Genomic DNA, 16,175 nt, shown 5'->3' with positions numbered 1-16,175 from the left:
GAACATGCCGGCGGTGCCGCCCCGGGCCGAGGAGTTCCTGGCCGCACCGCATGTCGGCACGCTGACCACGCTGCGGCCGGACGGGTCCCTGCACTCCGTGGCGGTCCGGTTCACCTGGGACGCCACGTCCGGGCTCGCCCGGGTGCTGACGGTCGCCTCCTCGCGCAAGGCCAGGAATCTGATCGCAGCCCCGGGCAGCCGGGTCGCGCTGTGCCAGGTGGACGGGTTCTGCTGGGTCACGCTCGAAGGCACCGCCACCGTCCGCGACGACCGCAGCCATGTGGCCGACGGCGTGCGGCGCTACGCCAAGCGCTACTGGTCCGCGCCGCCCGACCCGGCCGACCGGGTGGTCATCGAGATCGTCGTCGACCGGGTGCTGAGCCTCAATCTGTGACGGCGTCCGTTCCTGAACGCGGTGCCGGCGGGCTTCCCGTCGCCCAGATCAGGCGGAACGACAGCAGGCTCAGCCGCCAGCCCTCGGCCGTGCGGCGGGCTTCGCCGTTCACGAACGTGCCGGTGGCGAACAGGGGCGGCCGCTCGCCGTCCGGCGGTGCCTGGTGCGGCAGATGGACATGGGTCGAGATGAGGTTGGCCCGCAGCCGGGCCCTGTCCCCGTCGAGTTCGACGACGGCCGGCGAGCCCTGGTGCTGTGTCCGCTCGAAGGCCGCCAGCGCGCTGCTGTGATATGCGGCGAGTCCTTCGATCCCTTCGTGGCGGCTCATCGGGAATTCGACGACCGCATCGTCCGTGAACAGCCTTCTCGCCCAGTCCTCGTCGAGTTTTTCGTCGTCGAGGGAGATCAGATAGCGGTCCAGAAGTGAGCCTATTTCGGCGGTGGATCGGATTGAGGTCATGCCTGAGCATGACCGCAATTGTGCCGGTGGACCAACCCTGCCTGTACGAGATCTGACATTCACCGCAGAAACTTGTACTCGCTTGTCAAAGGCCTGTACCGGCGGCTATTTACCGCCCGTGGCGGCCCTGGCGATACTCGTCAAACACCAGTTGGAAGAGGGCAGATGGATACCTTTGACGCGGACGTGATCATTGTAGGGGCCGGCCCCACCGGACTCATGCTCGCGGGCGAGCTGGGTCTCAATGGAGTGTCGGCCGTAGTCGTCGAGCGGCTCGCCGAACCGATTAAGGAATCACGCGCTCTCGGTTTCTCGGCGCGCACCATCGAAGAATTCAATCAGCGGGGCCTCCTGTCCCGTCTCGGCGAGGTCGACGTTATTCCGGCCGGTCACTTCGGTGGCGTTCCTCTCGACTACCGTGTGGTCGCCGGGGGTTCGTACGGCGCTCGCGGAATACCCCAGTCGCGCACCGAGGCCATGCTGGCAGCCTGGGTGGCAGAACAGGGCGTGGAGGTACGCCGCTCGCTGGAGGTCGTCGGCCTCGACACGGACGACGACGGTGTGAGCGTGCAGCTGACCGGGCCCGAGGGCACCAGCACACTGCGCGCCCGGTACGTGGTGGGCTGCGACGGCGCACGCAGCACCGTCCGCCGACTGGCCGGCATCGACTTCCCCGGCACCGACCCCGCCGTCGAGCTGCGCTTCGCCGACGTGGCGGGCATCCGGCTCCGGCCGCGCTTCAGCGGCGAACGGGTGCCTGGCGGCATGGTCATGGTGCTTCCGCTCGGCCCGGACCGCAGCCGGATCATCTACTTCGACCGGAACGAACCGCTGCGCACCAGCACCGAGCCGATCACCTTCGACGAGGTGGCCGCCGCCTTCGAGCGGCTCTCGGGCGAGGACATCAGCGGCGCCACGCCGCTGTGGGTCAGCTCCACCACGGACGTCAGCCGTCAGGCCGCCGAGTACCGGCGCGGACGCGTCTTCGTGGCAGGCGACGCGGCGCACATCCACCTGCCCATCGGCGCCCAGGGCATGAGCGCGGGGGTGCAGGACGCGGTCAACCTCGGCTGGAAGCTGGCTCTGGACATCAAGGGCCGGGCGCCGGAGGGACTGCTCGACACCTACCACAGCGAGCGGCACCCGGTCGGCGCCCGCATCCTGACCAACACCCTTGCCCAGCGCATCCTCTACCTCAGCGGCGACGAGATGACACCACTGCTCGGTGTCCTTGCCGAACTGACCCAGCACGAGTCGGTCCAGCGCCATCTCGTCGGCATGGTCACCGGCCTCGACATCCGCCACGACGTCGGCCCCGGCGACCACCCGCTGCTGGGGCGGCGCCTCCCGGACAAGGAGGTGGTGATCGGCGGCAAGAAGACAAGCAGTTCCGAGCTGCTGCACACCGGCCGCGGTGTCCTCCTCGACCTGAAGGCCGACCCCCAGCTGCGCGACGTCGCCGCCCGCTGGTCCGACCGGGTCGAGACGGTCACCGTCGACGACCCCGACTGCGACGCCCCGATGGACGGAATCCTCGTGCGCCCCGACGGATACGTCGCCTGGGCCTCGGCCTCCGGCTCACGCACCGACGGCCTGGCCGACGCGCTCGGCCGCTGGTTCGGCCTGCCCGACTGAGCAGACAACGACGCCTCTCACACCCGCCACCTCAAGGAAGCGAAGGAAGACATGCCCAACATCTCCACCGAGGACCAGCATCTGACCGTCCTCAACCTGTTCACCACCGACGCCCCCGAGAAGCAGGACAAGCTTCTGGCGGAGATGCGGAAGATCGTCGACGCCGCGACATACGAGGGCTGGATCTCCAGTACGGTGCACGCCGGCCAGGACAAGCCGGGTACGGCGAACTTCATCCAGTGGCGCAGCGGCGAGGACCTTCAGGCGCGGTACGCCGGCGAGGAGTTCAAGCACCGCACGTTGCCGGTCTTCGGCGAGATCACGACGTCGATCAGGCTGCTGCAGAACGAGATCGCGTTCACCCAGCGCCACCCGTCGATCGGCGACACCATCGAGATCTCGCCCACCCGCGACGACCTCACGGTCATCGAGGTCTTCGGGGTCGCGGAGGGCGACCAGGGCGATCTGGTCGACGCCCTGGGCCCGTCCCAGGACTGGCTCCTGGACGTCCCGGGCTACCGCTCCCACAGCGTCCTGCGCGGTCTGGCCGCGCGGGGCCTGGAGGGCTCCTTCGTCGTCGTCTACTCCCAGTGGGCCGACAAGGACTCCTACGACGCCTTCCGCGCCGTACCGCAGAGCGAGCAGTCCCCGGCCCGGCAGAAGTCCCAGGCCCGGGTCGAGTCCCTGGTGACCAGCAGCGACTGGAACACCTACCGCGTCGTCCACACGCGCGCGGCCGGGCAGTGACAGACCAGACGTAGGCACGGCACGCCCGAAGCGACAGGACGCCCGGCTCCTTCGGCGAGCCGGGCGTCCTGATGTGCCCGGCCGGTGACCGTGAGAGATCAAGCCATTCCGACTCTGGCGGAATTCTGGCTTCCCCCGTGCCGGGCGCGATCGCGAGGCCTCACCGTCGGCCCTGCGAGCTCAAACTGCAACCGCCAAGGAGCGAACACGTATGAACAGCACGCTGATCGTTGCCCGGATGGCACCCGGTTCCAGTGCTGAGGTGGCCAGGCTGTTTGCCGAATTCGACGCGACGGACATGCCCGGGCTCATGGGAACACGCCGCCGCCAGCTGTTCTCCTACCGGGGCCTGTACTTCCACCTGCAGGACTTCGACGAGGACAACGGCGGCGAGCTGATCGAACAGGCCAAGAGCGACCCGCGCTTCGTCGGGATCAGCGATGACCTGAAGCCGTTCATCGAGGCGTACGACCCGGCCACCTGGCGCTCACCGTCCGACGCCATGGCCACCCGCTTCTACACCTGGAAGGCGTCGGCGTGAGCGGGCGCAGAGTGGTCATCACCGGTCTCGAGGTCATCGCCCCCGGCGGGGTGGGATCCAAGAACTTCTGGGACCTGCTGAGCGAGGGACGCACCGCGACCCGCGGCATCACCTTCTTCGACCCCGCGCCGTTCCGCTCCCGGGTGGCGGCCGAGATCGACTTCTGCCCCTACGACCACGGGCTGAGCCCCCAGGAGGTCCGGCGCATGGACCGGGCCGCGCAGTTCGCCGTCGTCGCATCGCGCGGCGCGGTCAGCGACAGCGGCCTCGACCTGGGCGGTCTCGACCCGTACCGCGTCGGCGTCACCGTGGGCAGCGCCGTCGGCGCCACCATGGGGCTCGACGAGGAGTACCGCGTCGTCAGCGACGGCGGCCGGCTGGACCTCGTGGACCACCGGTACGCCGCCCCGCACCTCTACAACCACCTGGTACCCAGCTCGTTCGCGGCCGAGGTCGCCTGGGCCGTCGGCGCCCAGGGGCCGAGCACCGTGGTCTCCACGGGCTGCACGTCCGGCATCGACGCGGTCGGCTACGGCGTCGAGCTGCTGCGCGAGGGCTCCGTCGACGTGATGGTGGCCGGCGCGTCCGACGCCCCGATCTCGCCGATCACCATGGCCTGCTTCGACGCCATCAAGGCCACCACGCCGCGTTACGACGACCCTCAGCGCGCCTCGCGTCCCTTCGACGGCACCCGCAACGGGTTCGTACTCGGCGAGGGCAGCGCCTTCTTCGTCCTGGAGGAGCTGGAGAGCGCGAGGAAGCGGGGCGCCCACATCTACGCGGAGATCGCGGGCTACGCCACCCGCAGCAACGCGTACCACATGACCGGACTGCGGCCGGACGGCGCGGAGATGGCGGAGGCGATCCGGGTCGCGCTGGACGAGGCGCGGATGAACGGCGACGCGATCGACTACATCAACGCACACGGCTCCGGCACCAAGCAGAACGACCGGCACGAGACCGCGGCGTTCAAGAAGAGCCTCGGCGAGCACGCCTACCGCACCCCGGTCAGCTCCATCAAGTCGATGGTCGGGCACTCGCTCGGCGCCATCGGCTCCATCGAGATCGCCGCATCCGCGCTGGCGATGGAGTACGACGTGGTGCCGCCGACGGCCAATCTGCACACCCCCGACCCGGAGTGCGACCTCGACTACGTCCCCCTCACCGCGCGCGACCAGCTCGTCGACGCGGTCCTCACCGTCGGCAGCGGCTTCGGCGGATTCCAGAGCGCCATGGTCCTCGCCAGTCACGAAAGGAGCCTGATATGAGCTCGTCGGTAGTGGTCACCGGCCTGGGCGTCGCCTCACCCAACGGGCTCGGCGCACAGGACTACTGGGCGGCGACCCTGAGCGGCAAGAGCGGCATCGGCCGCATCACCCGCTTCGACCCGTCCGGCTATCCGGCACGGCTGGCCGGGGAGATCCCCGGATTCGAGGCGGAGCAGTATCTGCCGAGCCGCCTCATCCCGCAGACCGACCGCATGACGCGGATCGCGCTGGTGGCCGCCGACTGGGCACTCGCCGACGCGGGAGTACGTCCCGAAGATCTCCCCGAGTTCGACATGGGAGTCGTCACGGCGAGCGCCTCGGGCGGTTTCGCGTTCGGTCAGGGCGAACTGCAGAAGCTGTGGAGCCAGGGCAGCCAGTTCGTCTCCGCGTACCAGTCCTTCGCCTGGTTCTACGCCGTCAACAGCGGCCAGATATCGATCCGCAACGGCATCAAGGGCCCCAGCGGGGTCGTCGTCAGCGACCAGGCCGGCGGCCTCGACGCGGTGGCCCACGCCCGGCGGCAGATCCGCAAGGGGACCAGCCTCATCGTGTCCGGCGCCGTCGACGCGTCGATCTGCCCCTGGGGCTGGGTGGCCCAGCTCGCGGGCGGCCGGCTCAGCACGAGCGACGAACCGGCGAGGGCGTATCTGCCCTTCGACCGCGACGCGCGCGGGCATGTGCCGGGCGAGGGAGGAGCGATCCTCATCCTCGAAGACGCCGAGTCCGCCCGCGCGAGGGGCACCCGCGTCTACGGCGAGATCTCCGGCTACGGCGCGACCATCGACCCCGGACCCGGCACGGGCCGCCCCGGGACGGAGCCCGCCCCAGGGGCCGAGCCGGGCCTGCGCAAGGCCATCGAAATCGCCCTCGCCGACGCGGACATCGCCCCGGGCGATGTCGACGTGGTCTTCGCCGACGGGGCGGGCGTCCCCGCACTCGACCGTATCGAGGCCGAGGCGATCACCGCCGTCTTCGGCGTCCGCGGTGTCCCGGTCACCGTACCCAAGTCGATGACCGGCCGCCTGTACTCGGGCGCCGCGGCTCTCGACCTGGCGACCGCCTTCCTCGCCATGGAGGAAGGCGTCATCCCGCCCACCGTGAACATCGATCCCTGCCCCGAGTACGTCCTGGACCTGGTCCTGTCCCAGCCGCGCACCGCCGACATACGGACCGCGCTGGTGCTGGCCCGGGGCCATGGCGGATTCAACTCCGCCATGGTCGTCCGCGCCGCCGGCAAGACCGCATAACACCCCTGAGAACACCGCCTCGTTCCCCGGGGCGCGCACCAACCACCACATGCCGTATCGATGAAGGGATTCACATGGCCACCAAGCTTTTCACCATCGACGACCTGAAGCGCATCCTGCTGGAGGCCGCGGGCGCCGATGAGGGCGTCGACCTCGACGGCGACATCCTGGACACGCCCTTCTCCGTCCTGGGCTACGAGTCGCTGGCGCTCCTGGAGACCGGGGGCTTCATCGAGCGGGAGTACGGGATCTCGCTCGACGACGACGATGTCGCCGACGCCGAGACCCCGCGCGCCCTCATCGACGCCGTCAACGCGCAGCTGGCGCCCGTCCAGGCCGCCTGAGGGGGAGCCGACATGACACAGAACACGGCACGCGTCGCCCTGGTGACCGGCGCGACGAGCGGGATCGGTCTCGCGACGGCCAGGCTGCTGGCCACGCAGGGCCACCAGGTGTACCTCGGCGCGCGCAACGCCGAGAACGTCACCGCCACGGTCAAGGAGCTGCAGGCCGAAGGGCTCGACGTCGACGGCTCGGTCGTCGATGTGACCGACGGTGCGACGGTGGCGGCGTTCGTACAGGCCGCCGTCGACCGGTTCGGCCCGATCGACGTGCTGGTCAACAACGCCGGCCGGTCGGGCGGCGGGGTGACCGCCGACATAGCCGACGAGCTGTGGGACGACGTGATCGACACCAATCTCAACAGCGTCTTCCGGCTCACCAAGGCGGTGCTGAACACCGGCGCGATGCGGCACAAGGACCGCGGCCGGATCATCAACATCGCCTCCACCGCGGGCAAGCAGGGCGTCGTGCTCGGTGCCCCGTACTCGGCCTCCAAGCACGGCGTGGTCGGCTTCACCAAGGCGCTCGGCAACGAGCTTGCACCCACCGGCATCACGGTCAACGCCGTCTGCCCCGGATACGTCGAGACACCGATGGCGCAGCGCGTGCGGCAGGGCTACGCCGCCGCCTACGACACCTCGGAGGAGGCGATCCTCGAGAAGTTCCAGTCGAAGATCCCCCTCGGCCGCTACTCCACCCCCGAAGAGGTCGCCGGGCTCGTCGGCTACCTCGCCTCGGACACGGCCGCCTCCATCACCGCGCAGGCATTCAACGTCTGCGGCGGCCTCGGCAACTTCTGACCCGTCCAAGTATCCGAAGGAGGAGTGGTCATGACGACCCGTGAGGTCGAGCACGAGATCATTGTCGCTGCCCCTGCGGCAGCCGTTTACCAGCTGCTGGCTGAGGTCACCAACTGGCCGCGTATCTTCCCGCCGACGATCCATGTCGACCAGCTGGAGGCGGACGCGGACGGGGCCCAGGAGCGAATCCGTATCTGGGCGACCGCCAACGGCGAGGCGAAGAACTGGACATCGCGCCGCACCCTCGATCCGCAGGCCCTGCGCATCACCTTCCGGCAGGAGATCACCGCCCCGCCGGTCGCCGCGATGGGCGGTACCTGGATCATCGAGCCGCTCGGTGAGCATGAGTCCCGCGTCCGGCTGCTGCACGACTACCGGGCCGTCGACGACGACGCCCACGATCTGCTCTGGATCGAGCGGGCCGTCGACAAGAACAGCACCGCCGAGCTGGCAGCGCTCAAGGAGAACGTCGAACTGGCCCATGCCGCCGAGGAGGTGACCTTCTCCTTCACCGACATCGTGCACATCGCCGGCGCAGCGAAGGAGGTCTTCGACTTCATCAACGAGGCGGACCTGTGGTCCGAGCGGCTGCCGCACGTGGCCATCGTGCGGCTCACGGAGGAGACCCCCGGCCTGCAGACCCTCGAGATGGACACCCGCGCCAAGGACGGCTCGGTGCACACCACGAAGTCGTATCGGGTGACCTTCCCGCACCACAAGATCGCCTACAAGCAGGTCACGCTGCCCGCGCTGATGACCCTGCACACCGGCATCTGGACTTTCGAGGAGCTCGCCGAAGGCGGCACCGCCGCATCCTCCCAGCACACCGTCACCCTCAACACCGCCAACATCGCGAAGATCCTTGGCTCGGGCGCCACCGTCGCCGACGCCCGCGAATACGTCCACACGGCGCTGAGTACGAACAGCCGCGCCACCCTGGACCACGCCAAGAGCTACGCCGAACAGAAGAGCTGACCGTGGCCGCGGACCGCCTGGACACTCAGGTCATCGTCGTCGGCGCCGGCCCCGTCGGGCTCATGCTCGCCGGTGAGCTGAGACTGGGCGGCCTCGACGTGGTCGTCCTGGAGAAACGGCATGTCCACACGGACGAGTCGCGGGCCTCCACCCTGCACGCACGCACCATGGAGATCCTCGACAGCCGCGGCCTCCTCACCCACTTCGGCACACCGCCCAACGAGACACGCGGGCACTTCGGCGGCATCCCGCTCGACCTCACCCTGCCGAGCCCCTTCCCCGGCCAGTGGAAGGTGCCGCAGACCAAGACCGAGGCGGTGCTCGAAGAGTGGGCGCTCTCGCTGGGCGCCGACATCCGCTGCGGTCACGAGCTGCGTGCGCTGACCCAGGCCGGGCCGGGGGAGGGGCAGTACGTGCAGGCCGAGGCCGCCGGCCGTGAAGGCGTCCTGCACGTACGCGGCCAGTTCCTCGTCGCCTGTGACGGCGAGGACAGCACGGTGCGCTGCCTCATGGGCGCCGAGTTCCCGGGTCACGACGCCCGCCGTGAACTGCTGCGCGCCGACGTCGAGGGCATCACCGTCCCCGACCGGCGCTTCAACCGGCTGCCGCAGGGCCTTGCCATCGCGGCCCGCCGGAACGACGGCGTGACCCGCGTGATGGTCCACGAGTTCGGCAGCACCGCGCAGCCGCGCGCCGAGGAAGCCCAGTTCGAGGAGATCGCCACCATCTGGAAACGGGTCACCGGCGAGGACATCAGCGGTGGAAAGCCGCTGTGGGTGAACTCCTTCGGCGACGCCAACCGCCAGCTGGTCAGCTACCGCCACGGCCGCATCCTGTTCGCCGGGGACGCGGCCCACCGGCAGATGCCCATCGGCGGCCAGGCCCTCAACCTCGGCCTGCAGGATGCCTTCAACCTGGGCTGGAAGCTGGCCGCGACGGTGACCGGCCGGGCAGGCGACGACCTGCTCGACACCTACCACCAGGAGCGGCACGCGGTCGGCAGGCGAGTCCTGGCCAATATCGAGGCACAGGCCAGGCTGCTGCTCGGCGGGGCCGAAGTGGAGCCGGTGCGCACCGTTCTGACGGAGCTCATCGCCCACACCCCCGTACGCGAACACCTCGCGGGCATGATCAGCGGCCTCGACATCCGCTACGACGCCGACCCCGGTGACCATCCGCTGCTCGGCGCCCGGCTGCCGCACACCGTCCTGCTCTCCGGTGAAGGAAACCTCACCACCGCCCAGCTGCTGCACCCCGGCCGCGGCGTCCTCATGGACCTGAGCGGCGGCGCCGGCGCGCCGCTGTCCCCGTACAGCGACTGGGCGGACCGCGTGAGCCTGCTCGCGGCACTCCCGCAAGCGGGCAGCTCCCTGGACGGCACCGATGGTGTCCTGCTGCGCCCGGACGGCCATGTCGCCTGGGCGGGTTCCGGGACCGACGGGCTGCGCCAGGCGCTGGAACGCTGGTTCGGCCCGCCGCGCTGAGCCCGCCGCCCCGACGCCCCTCCCAACCCCCCACCCGCGGCACCACAACTCCATCTCGAGGAAAGGGAAAACCATGGAAGGGACAGCCGTGGACACCGACGTCGTCATCGTCGGCGCCGGTCCTACCGGACTGATGCTCGCCGGCGAACTGCGTCTGGGCGGGGCACGCGTCATCGTCACCGAACAGCTGACCCGGCCCACCGGGCAGTCACGTGGCCTGGGTTTCACCGCCCGCGCCATGGAGGTGTTCGACCAGCGGGGCCTCCTGCCGCGGTTCGGCCAGGGCGAGACACTCGAGATCAGCCCGATGGGCCACTTCGGCGGGGTGCAGTTCGACTACACCACCCTGGAGGGAGCCCACTTCGGGGCCCGCGGAATTCCGCAGAACAAGACCGAGGCCGTACTGGAGGAGTGGGCCTCGGAGCTGGGCGCCGACATCCGCCGCGGCTGGGAGTTCCTCGAGCTCGCCGACGGCTTCCTGGACGGCGACGGCGTCACGGTCACCGTGCGGACTCCGGAGGGGGTCAGGCAGCTGCGCGCCGCCTACCTGGTCGGCTGCGACGGCGGACACAGCAAGGTCCGCAAGGCCGCAGGCTTCGACTTCCCGGGCACTTCGGCGACGCGCGCCATGTTCCTCGCGGATGTGACCGGCTGCCAACTGCGCCCGCGGTTCCTCGGAGAACGCCAGTCCAACGGCATGGTGATGGCCGCCCCGCTGGCCGAAGGCGTGGACCGCATCATCGTCTGCCCCAACGGCACACCCGCACGCGGCCCTGACGAGATGCCGGTGACCTTCACCGAAGTCGCCGACGCCTGGCAGCACATCACCGGCGAGGACATCCACGGCGGCGGCGCGGAGTGGGTGAGCTACTTCACCGACGCATCCCGCCAGGCCTCCGAGTACCGCCGGGGCCGGGTCCTGCTCGCCGGGGACGCGGCTCACATCCATCTCCCGGCCGGCGGGCAGGGACTGAGCAGCGGCGTCCAGGACGCCGCCAACCTCGGCTGGAAGCTGGCCGCCGTGATCGGGGGCGGTGCACCGGACGGTCTGCTCGACACCTACCACGGCGAACGGCACCCCGTGGGCAAGCGGCTGTTGATGAACACCCGCGCCCAGGGCACGGTCTTCCTCGGCGGTCCGGAGTCGGACCCGCTTCGCGAACTGTTCACGGAACTCATCGAGTACGACGACGTCAAACGGCATCTGGCCGGCATCGTCAGCGGCCTCGACATCCGCTACGACATCGGCGACGGCGATCAGCCGCTCCTGGGCCGCCGCCTTCCGCGCCGCCAACTGGTCGGCCCGGACGGCGAGATGAGCACCACCGAACTGCTGCACCCGGCGCGCGGTGTACTGCTCGACCTCGCCGACGACGCCGGCGTCCGGGAGGCGGCAGCCGGCCTGCACGAGCGCGTGAGCGTCACGACCGCCGTGCCCAAGCCGGTGGACGGCGCCGACCCGCTGGCGGGCACGGCCGCGCTCCTCATCCGGCCCGACGGCCATGTGGCCTGGGCCGGGGGCGAGTTGGACGGTTTGACCGACGCCTTGCAGCAGTGGTTCGGTCCCGCCGCGCTCGACGGCGGCGAAGAGCGATGACGGCCCCGGGCAGCCGGGGCCCGCGCGACAGGTCCGGCACATGATCCAGGAATGGCCCAGCCTGTGGGGGACGCTGATGGGAAGCCCGCTGACGAACCCGCTGACCGGGACGCCGCTGACCGGGACACCCCCGGCCCGGACGCCGCGGGGGGCGCAGCCGCCGGCAGGGCACGCGCCCGCGGCGCCGAAGGCCGCGGCCCCTCCTGCTCCGTCCCGCCCGGTGCGACGCATCACCCTGGACGCGGCGGGCATCACCCTGTCCGCCCTGCTGAGCGAGCCGGAGCACACCGCCCCGCGGGCGGTCGTGGTCGCCGTCCACGGCGGGGGCATGACCGCGGGCTACTTCGACGGACCGGCGCACCCCGACCAGTCCCTGCTCACCCTCGGCGCGAGCCTCGGCTACACGGTCCTGGCCGTGGACCGCCCCGGGTACGGGCACTCAGCCGCAGCCCTGCCCGAGGGGCAGACGCTGGCCGAGCAGACCGTGCTGCTGCGCGCTGCGCTCACCGACTTCAGCTCCCGGTATCAGACCGGCGCGGGCCTGTTCCTGCTCGCCCACTCCTTCGGCGGGAAGCTGGTGCTGTCCACCGCCGCGGACGCCGAAGAGACACCTCGGTTCCTCGGCCTGGACATCTCCGGCTGCGGCCACCGTTATGCGGCGGTCCCCGGCGCGGACGGCAGCAGCAAGGACACCAGGCGGCACTGGGGGCCGCTGCGCCTGTATCCGCCGGACACCTTCCGCTCCTGCGCCACGCTGGTGGCCCCGATGCCGGAGCGCGAAGCGGCAGAACTCGGCCGCTGGCCACGGCTCTTCCCCGACATCGCGCCGCGCATCCGCGTCCCGGTCCGGCTGACCTTCGCCGAGCACGAGCGCTGGTGGCACCACGGCGAGCAGGACCTGGCCGACCTCGGGGCCCAGCTGAGCGCCGCCCCCCGGGTCCGGATCGACAGGCAGCCGGACGCGGGCCACAACATCAGCCTGGGCCTGGCGGCCCGCTCCTACCATCTGCGGGCCCTGGCGTTCCTGGAGGACTGCCTCACCCGCGCCGCGGCCTGACCGTACCGACAACGTATGTGGCCCAGGACCGGAAGGTCCTGGGCCACATACGTCATCCGGGCGGTGTCACCGGCCGGGCCGGGTCAGCAGGGCCGCGCCTCGACGATCGAGATCGGCGCGGCCGTCTGCACCACCCGTTCGAGCCGGAACCCCGCACCCAGGAGCAGTTCGCCGTACTGCTCCTGGGTGCGCTCCCTGCCGCCGACCAGCAGCATCAGCCAGAGGTCCACGAGCTTCGCGGCATGCGGCGAATTCCCCGATGACGGCGGCACCATCTCCATCAGCAGCAGTCGGCCGTCCTCGCTGATCGACTCCCGTACGTTCTTGAGGATCTCGAGCGCCTGGGACTCCGGCCAGTCGTGCACGATGTGCTTGAGGATGTACGCGTCGTGGCCCGCCGGAGGCGCGTCGAACAGGTCCCCGCCCGCAATGGTGCACCGGTCCGCCACTCCCTCCTCCTTGAGGAAATCGGCGGCGCCGTTGTTGTCCACACGGGGGTCGTAGAGGATTCCGCGCGCGCCAGGCGTCTGCTGCAGAATTCCGGCGAGCAGGGTGCCCCGTCCGCCGCAGAAGTCGACGATGGTGCTGAACCGCGAGAAGTCGTACGCCGCCAGAATCGGAAGCGTTTCGGTGTCCGACATGGCGCCCATTCCGCCGATGAACACCTTGCCGTAGGCGGGATTCGCCTCGAGAAATTCGAATGCGCCCATGCCGCGCAGCTTCGGCAGGCTGGGCTCGCCGGTGCGCACCGAATCCAGCAGGTGGCCCCAGTCCTCCCAGTGGATGGGGTGGCCCATCAGGACGGCGATGTCGCGCATCGAAACCGGCGCGTTCACGCGCAGTGCGTCGGCCATCGGCGTCAGCCGGAACCGGCCGTCGCTCTGCTCCGCGAAGATGGCGTGGCCGGCGAGGAGGCGCAGCAGCCGGTAGAGGGCTTCGGGGTCGGCGTCGACCTCGCGGGCAAGCTCCTGCACCGTCAGCGGCCCGTCCTCCAGCGCATCGGCCACGCGCAGTTCGGCGGCGACGTAGATCGCCTGCGTGACCATGGAGCCCTGGGCCAGCTCGAGCAGGGCGAACGGAGCGGGTGCCAGCTTCCGGGTCAGATGTTGCAGCCGCGCTCGGACACCTTCGACGGTGCGGACGACTCGGGCGGGTGGGAGAGCGGGCATGAGTTTCCTCCGTGGCGGTGGCTCAGCTGTGTCGGACTTTCCCGCGCGGCGGCGCGTGTGCGGCGCACTCCGTGAATTCCGGCGGCGGTACGGGATACATCGATTTCCGGAAACCATGGGCTTCGCCCGCCCGACTGTAGAGCTGCCGCGCAGAGGCGAACAACTGCTCAGCAAAATCGCCCGTATTCTCGAGAACTCCTAGTGCCGCCATGGGTGTTCAAGCGCGGAATCACCGCAGTTGAACACCAGAGCCGCCTCTCCATAATCCCGTCAAAACCCTGGTCACAGGCCCGGCGAACAAGAACGCAGCACTGATCGGGCCGATTGGACATGCGGGCCCCGTAGGAAATGCATGCCTATCGTGACGCGGGTTTCCAACCGCTCCCACGACAGGGGGCAGGCTCACGACGAGGGAGAGAGATGTCGAGATTGGGCAGGTCATGGACGGGCGCCGTCCTGGCGACCGCGGCCGTGGGCAGCGTCACGGCGGCCATGGGGCCGAGTGCCGCGCAGGCCGCGCAGAATGACGCGGCACCCGGCTACGAGGTCATAGCGAGCGGGCTCAACAACCCGCGCGGCATCGCCGTCCTGGAGGACGGCACGGTCCTGGTCGCCGAGTCGGGCACCGGCAAGCCCGGCTGCGCGGCTGGCAAGGAGTGCGTCGGTGCCACCGGCTCGGTCTACCGGTACGCCGGCGGCGGCAGCAGGAGCAGCGGCCGCGTCGTCACGGGCCTGCAGTCGGTCGCGGTCGGCCCCAAGGGCCCGCAGGAGCCGATCTCGGCCACCGGCCCGAACGATGTGGCGCCCGGCCCCTACGGCGGCTTCGTCGTCCTCAACGGCGGCGGCGGCAACCTCGAGCACCGGGCCACGCTCGGCGAGGACGGCAAGCGGGCGGGCACCCTCTACCAGTCCCGTTCCGGCCGGATGCTCGGAGACTTGGTGAAGTACGAGACCGACGCGGACCCCGACTGGGTACTCGGCCACGCGCCGACGCCCCAGGAACCCACCACGGCGCACAGCAACGCCTGGCGGTTCGCGCAGACCCGCAACGGCTGGCTGGTCGCCGACGCCGGCGGCAACGACCTCGTGCGGGTCCCCGGCTACGGACGCATCTCCACCGAGACGGTCCTCCCCGACAGCAAGACGGCCGACGGGACACCCGTGCAGGCCGTCCCCAGCGGCGTCGTCGTGGCCCACGACGGCACCATCTACGTCAGCGACATGGGCGCCCTGAAGCCGGGTGCGTCCCGTATCTGGAAGATCGTCCCGGGCCACAAGCCGCAGGTCCTCGTCAACGGCCTGACCGCACTCAGCGACCTCGCCCTGGACAGCAACGGCAACCTGGTCGCGCTGTCGCTCACCGGCGGCTACACGCAGACGGGTCCGCTGCCCGGCAAGATCTTCAAGGTCGACACGGGGTCCAAGGCAGTCACCGAGGTCCCGACCGACGGCAAGCTCTCGATGTCCACGGGCCTGGGGATCGGCCCCGACGACGAGATCTACGTGACCAACAAGTCGGTCGGCACGAACGGCGAGTTGGTACGCATCACCCAGTGACACCCGACGGTCCCGCCGGCCTCTTGTGCCCGGCGGGACCGTCCGCGTTCGCCGGACGGTCCCGCCACCACTACGGGTCGGGAACGACTCGAGGTGCCCTCAACTACGCGCCCCGGCGCCGTCGGCGCGCACGACAATCGGCATCCTGGCCAAGGATCCGCCTGCGAAGCGCTGACGTACCCAGGAGGCAGCCCGTGTCCCTTCCCGCCGACACCCCCGAAACCGGGTCCAGGACCGGAGTGTGGCTCCTCGGAGCCCGCGGTTCGCTCGCCACGACAGCGGTCGCCGGGTGCGCTGCCGTCGCCGCCGGACTGACCCCGGCCACCGGCATGATCACCGGGACACCGGCGTTCGCCGAGTGCGGACTTGCGCCGCTCGGCTCCCTGGTCTTCGGCGGCCACGACACACAGAGCGCGCCGCTGCCCAAGCGGGCCGAAGCGCTGACCGACGGGGGAGTGCTGCCGCACGGCCTGGTTGCTGCGGTACGCGGTGAACTGGCCGCCGCGGACGCGGAGATACGTCCCGGTGGGCCGCAGTCCGGCGATATGCGGACCGATGAGGAACTCATCGCCGCCTTCACCGCGGACATCACGGACTTTGTACGCCGCCATGGTCTCGCCCGGACGGTGGTGGTGAACGTCGCCTCCACCGAACCTGCCACCGCCGCGGGCGACGCCCGCCTCCCGGCGAGCTCGCTCTACGCCGCGGCGGCACTGCGCGCGGGCTGCCCGTACGTGAACTTCACGCCCTCGGCCGGCCTGCGCCATCCGGCCCTCGCGGAATCGGCGACCGTCTGCGGGCTGCCGTACGCGGGCCGCGACGGCAAGACAGGCCAGACGCTGCTTCGTTCCGTGCTCGCCCCGATGTTCGTGCAGCGCGCCCTGTCGGTACGGGCGTGGTCG

The 16,175-nt window shown here is 70.3% G+C and carries 16 protein-coding genes; 14 read left to right on the top strand and 2 right to left on the bottom strand.

All coding sequences use genetic code 11. The features are described 5' to 3' along the window. Positions 1–4: 4 nt before the first annotated feature. The gene (locus ABZS64_RS36040) at positions 5–394 is read left to right on the top strand and encodes a TIGR03618 family F420-dependent PPOX class oxidoreductase (RefSeq protein ID WP_355838910.1); all 390 of its coding nucleotides are present in this window, start codon (positions 5–7) and stop codon (positions 392–394) included. On the opposite strand, the gene ABZS64_RS36035 is transcribed toward ABZS64_RS36040, so the two are convergent. Further along, positions 384–854, bottom strand: coding sequence for a nuclear transport factor 2 family protein (locus ABZS64_RS36035; RefSeq protein WP_355838886.1), 471 nt, complete (start codon positions 852–854; stop codon positions 384–386). The genes ABZS64_RS36040 and ABZS64_RS36035 overlap by 11 nt on opposite strands. Positions 855–1,019: 165 nt before the next feature. On the opposite strand from ABZS64_RS36035, the gene ABZS64_RS36030 reads away from it, so the two are divergent. From ABZS64_RS36030 to ABZS64_RS35980, 11 genes are all read left to right on the top strand, one after another. After that, positions 1,020–2,489 (top strand): FAD-dependent monooxygenase, encoded by a 1,470-nt coding sequence (locus tag ABZS64_RS36030; RefSeq protein WP_355838884.1) that lies wholly within the window; start codon positions 1,020–1,022, stop codon positions 2,487–2,489. Between the two features lie 51 nt (positions 2,490–2,540). Continuing rightward, positions 2,541–3,236: an antibiotic biosynthesis monooxygenase gene (locus ABZS64_RS36025; RefSeq protein ID WP_355838882.1), complete on the top strand. Its 696-nt coding sequence runs from the start codon at positions 2,541–2,543 to the stop codon at positions 3,234–3,236. A 211-nt stretch (positions 3,237–3,447) separates the two neighbouring features. Next, positions 3,448–3,777 (top strand): TcmI family type II polyketide cyclase, encoded by a 330-nt coding sequence (locus ABZS64_RS36020; RefSeq protein WP_355838880.1) that lies wholly within the window; start codon positions 3,448–3,450, stop codon positions 3,775–3,777. Next, complete coding sequence (locus tag ABZS64_RS36015) at positions 3,774–5,045, top strand: beta-ketoacyl-[acyl-carrier-protein] synthase family protein (protein WP_355838878.1); 1,272 nt, start codon at positions 3,774–3,776, stop codon at positions 5,043–5,045. Before ABZS64_RS36020 ends, ABZS64_RS36015 begins: the two co-directional genes overlap by 4 nt. Further along, on the top strand, positions 5,042–6,292 hold the full coding sequence (locus ABZS64_RS36010) for a ketosynthase chain-length factor (RefSeq protein ID WP_355838876.1): 1,251 nt from the start codon (positions 5,042–5,044) through the stop codon (positions 6,290–6,292). Before ABZS64_RS36015 ends, ABZS64_RS36010 begins: the two co-directional genes overlap by 4 nt. Before the next feature lie 74 nt (positions 6,293–6,366). Then, positions 6,367–6,636, top strand: a complete 270-nt coding sequence (locus tag ABZS64_RS36005) for an acyl carrier protein (RefSeq protein ID WP_355838874.1) — start codon at positions 6,367–6,369, stop codon at positions 6,634–6,636. Positions 6,637–6,648: 12 nt separating this feature from the next. Beyond that, the gene (fabG, locus tag ABZS64_RS36000) at positions 6,649–7,434 is read left to right on the top strand and encodes a 3-oxoacyl-ACP reductase FabG (RefSeq protein ID WP_355838872.1); all 786 of its coding nucleotides are present in this window, start codon (positions 6,649–6,651) and stop codon (positions 7,432–7,434) included. Between the two features lie 30 nt (positions 7,435–7,464). Further along, entirely contained in the window at positions 7,465–8,409 is a 945-nt protein-coding gene (locus ABZS64_RS35995; RefSeq protein ID WP_355838870.1) for an aromatase/cyclase, read from the top strand. 2 nt (positions 8,410–8,411) lie between these two features. Continuing rightward, positions 8,412–9,893: an FAD-dependent monooxygenase gene (locus ABZS64_RS35990; RefSeq protein WP_355838868.1), complete on the top strand. Its 1,482-nt coding sequence runs from the start codon at positions 8,412–8,414 to the stop codon at positions 9,891–9,893. A 73-nt stretch (positions 9,894–9,966) separates the two neighbouring features. After that, positions 9,967–11,490 carry an FAD-dependent monooxygenase gene (locus ABZS64_RS35985; protein WP_355838866.1) on the top strand — a complete coding sequence of 508 codons (1,524 nt, stop codon included), beginning with the start codon at positions 9,967–9,969 and terminating at the stop codon, positions 11,488–11,490. A gap of 220 nt (positions 11,491–11,710) precedes the next feature. Then, complete coding sequence (locus tag ABZS64_RS35980; protein ID WP_355838908.1) at positions 11,711–12,547, top strand: alpha/beta fold hydrolase; 837 nt, start codon at positions 11,711–11,713, stop codon at positions 12,545–12,547. Between the two features lie 83 nt (positions 12,548–12,630). Here ABZS64_RS35980 and ABZS64_RS35975 read toward each other — a convergent pair whose 3' ends face one another. Further along, positions 12,631–13,716: a methyltransferase gene (locus ABZS64_RS35975; RefSeq protein ID WP_355838864.1), complete on the bottom strand. Its 1,086-nt coding sequence runs from the start codon at positions 13,714–13,716 to the stop codon at positions 12,631–12,633. 420 nt (positions 13,717–14,136) lie between these two features. Here ABZS64_RS35975 and ABZS64_RS35970 point away from each other — a divergent pair, with 420 nt between their 5' ends. Together ABZS64_RS35970 and ABZS64_RS35965 are read left to right on the top strand one after the other, a co-directional pair. Continuing rightward, positions 14,137–15,273 (top strand): ScyD/ScyE family protein, encoded by a 1,137-nt coding sequence (locus ABZS64_RS35970; protein WP_355838862.1) that lies wholly within the window; start codon positions 14,137–14,139, stop codon positions 15,271–15,273. Between the two features lie 194 nt (positions 15,274–15,467). Further along, on the top strand, positions 15,468–16,175 hold a 708-nt coding region (locus ABZS64_RS35965), incomplete at its 3' end, for an inositol-3-phosphate synthase (protein ID WP_355838860.1).

This window comes from Streptomyces sp. NPDC005408, from assembly GCF_040606445.1.
In the GTDB taxonomy this organism is placed as follows: domain Bacteria; phylum Actinomycetota; class Actinomycetes; order Streptomycetales; family Streptomycetaceae; genus Streptomyces.
The sequence above is the reverse complement of the archived record's forward strand: the minus strand, read 5'-3'. Positions and strand labels throughout refer to the sequence as shown.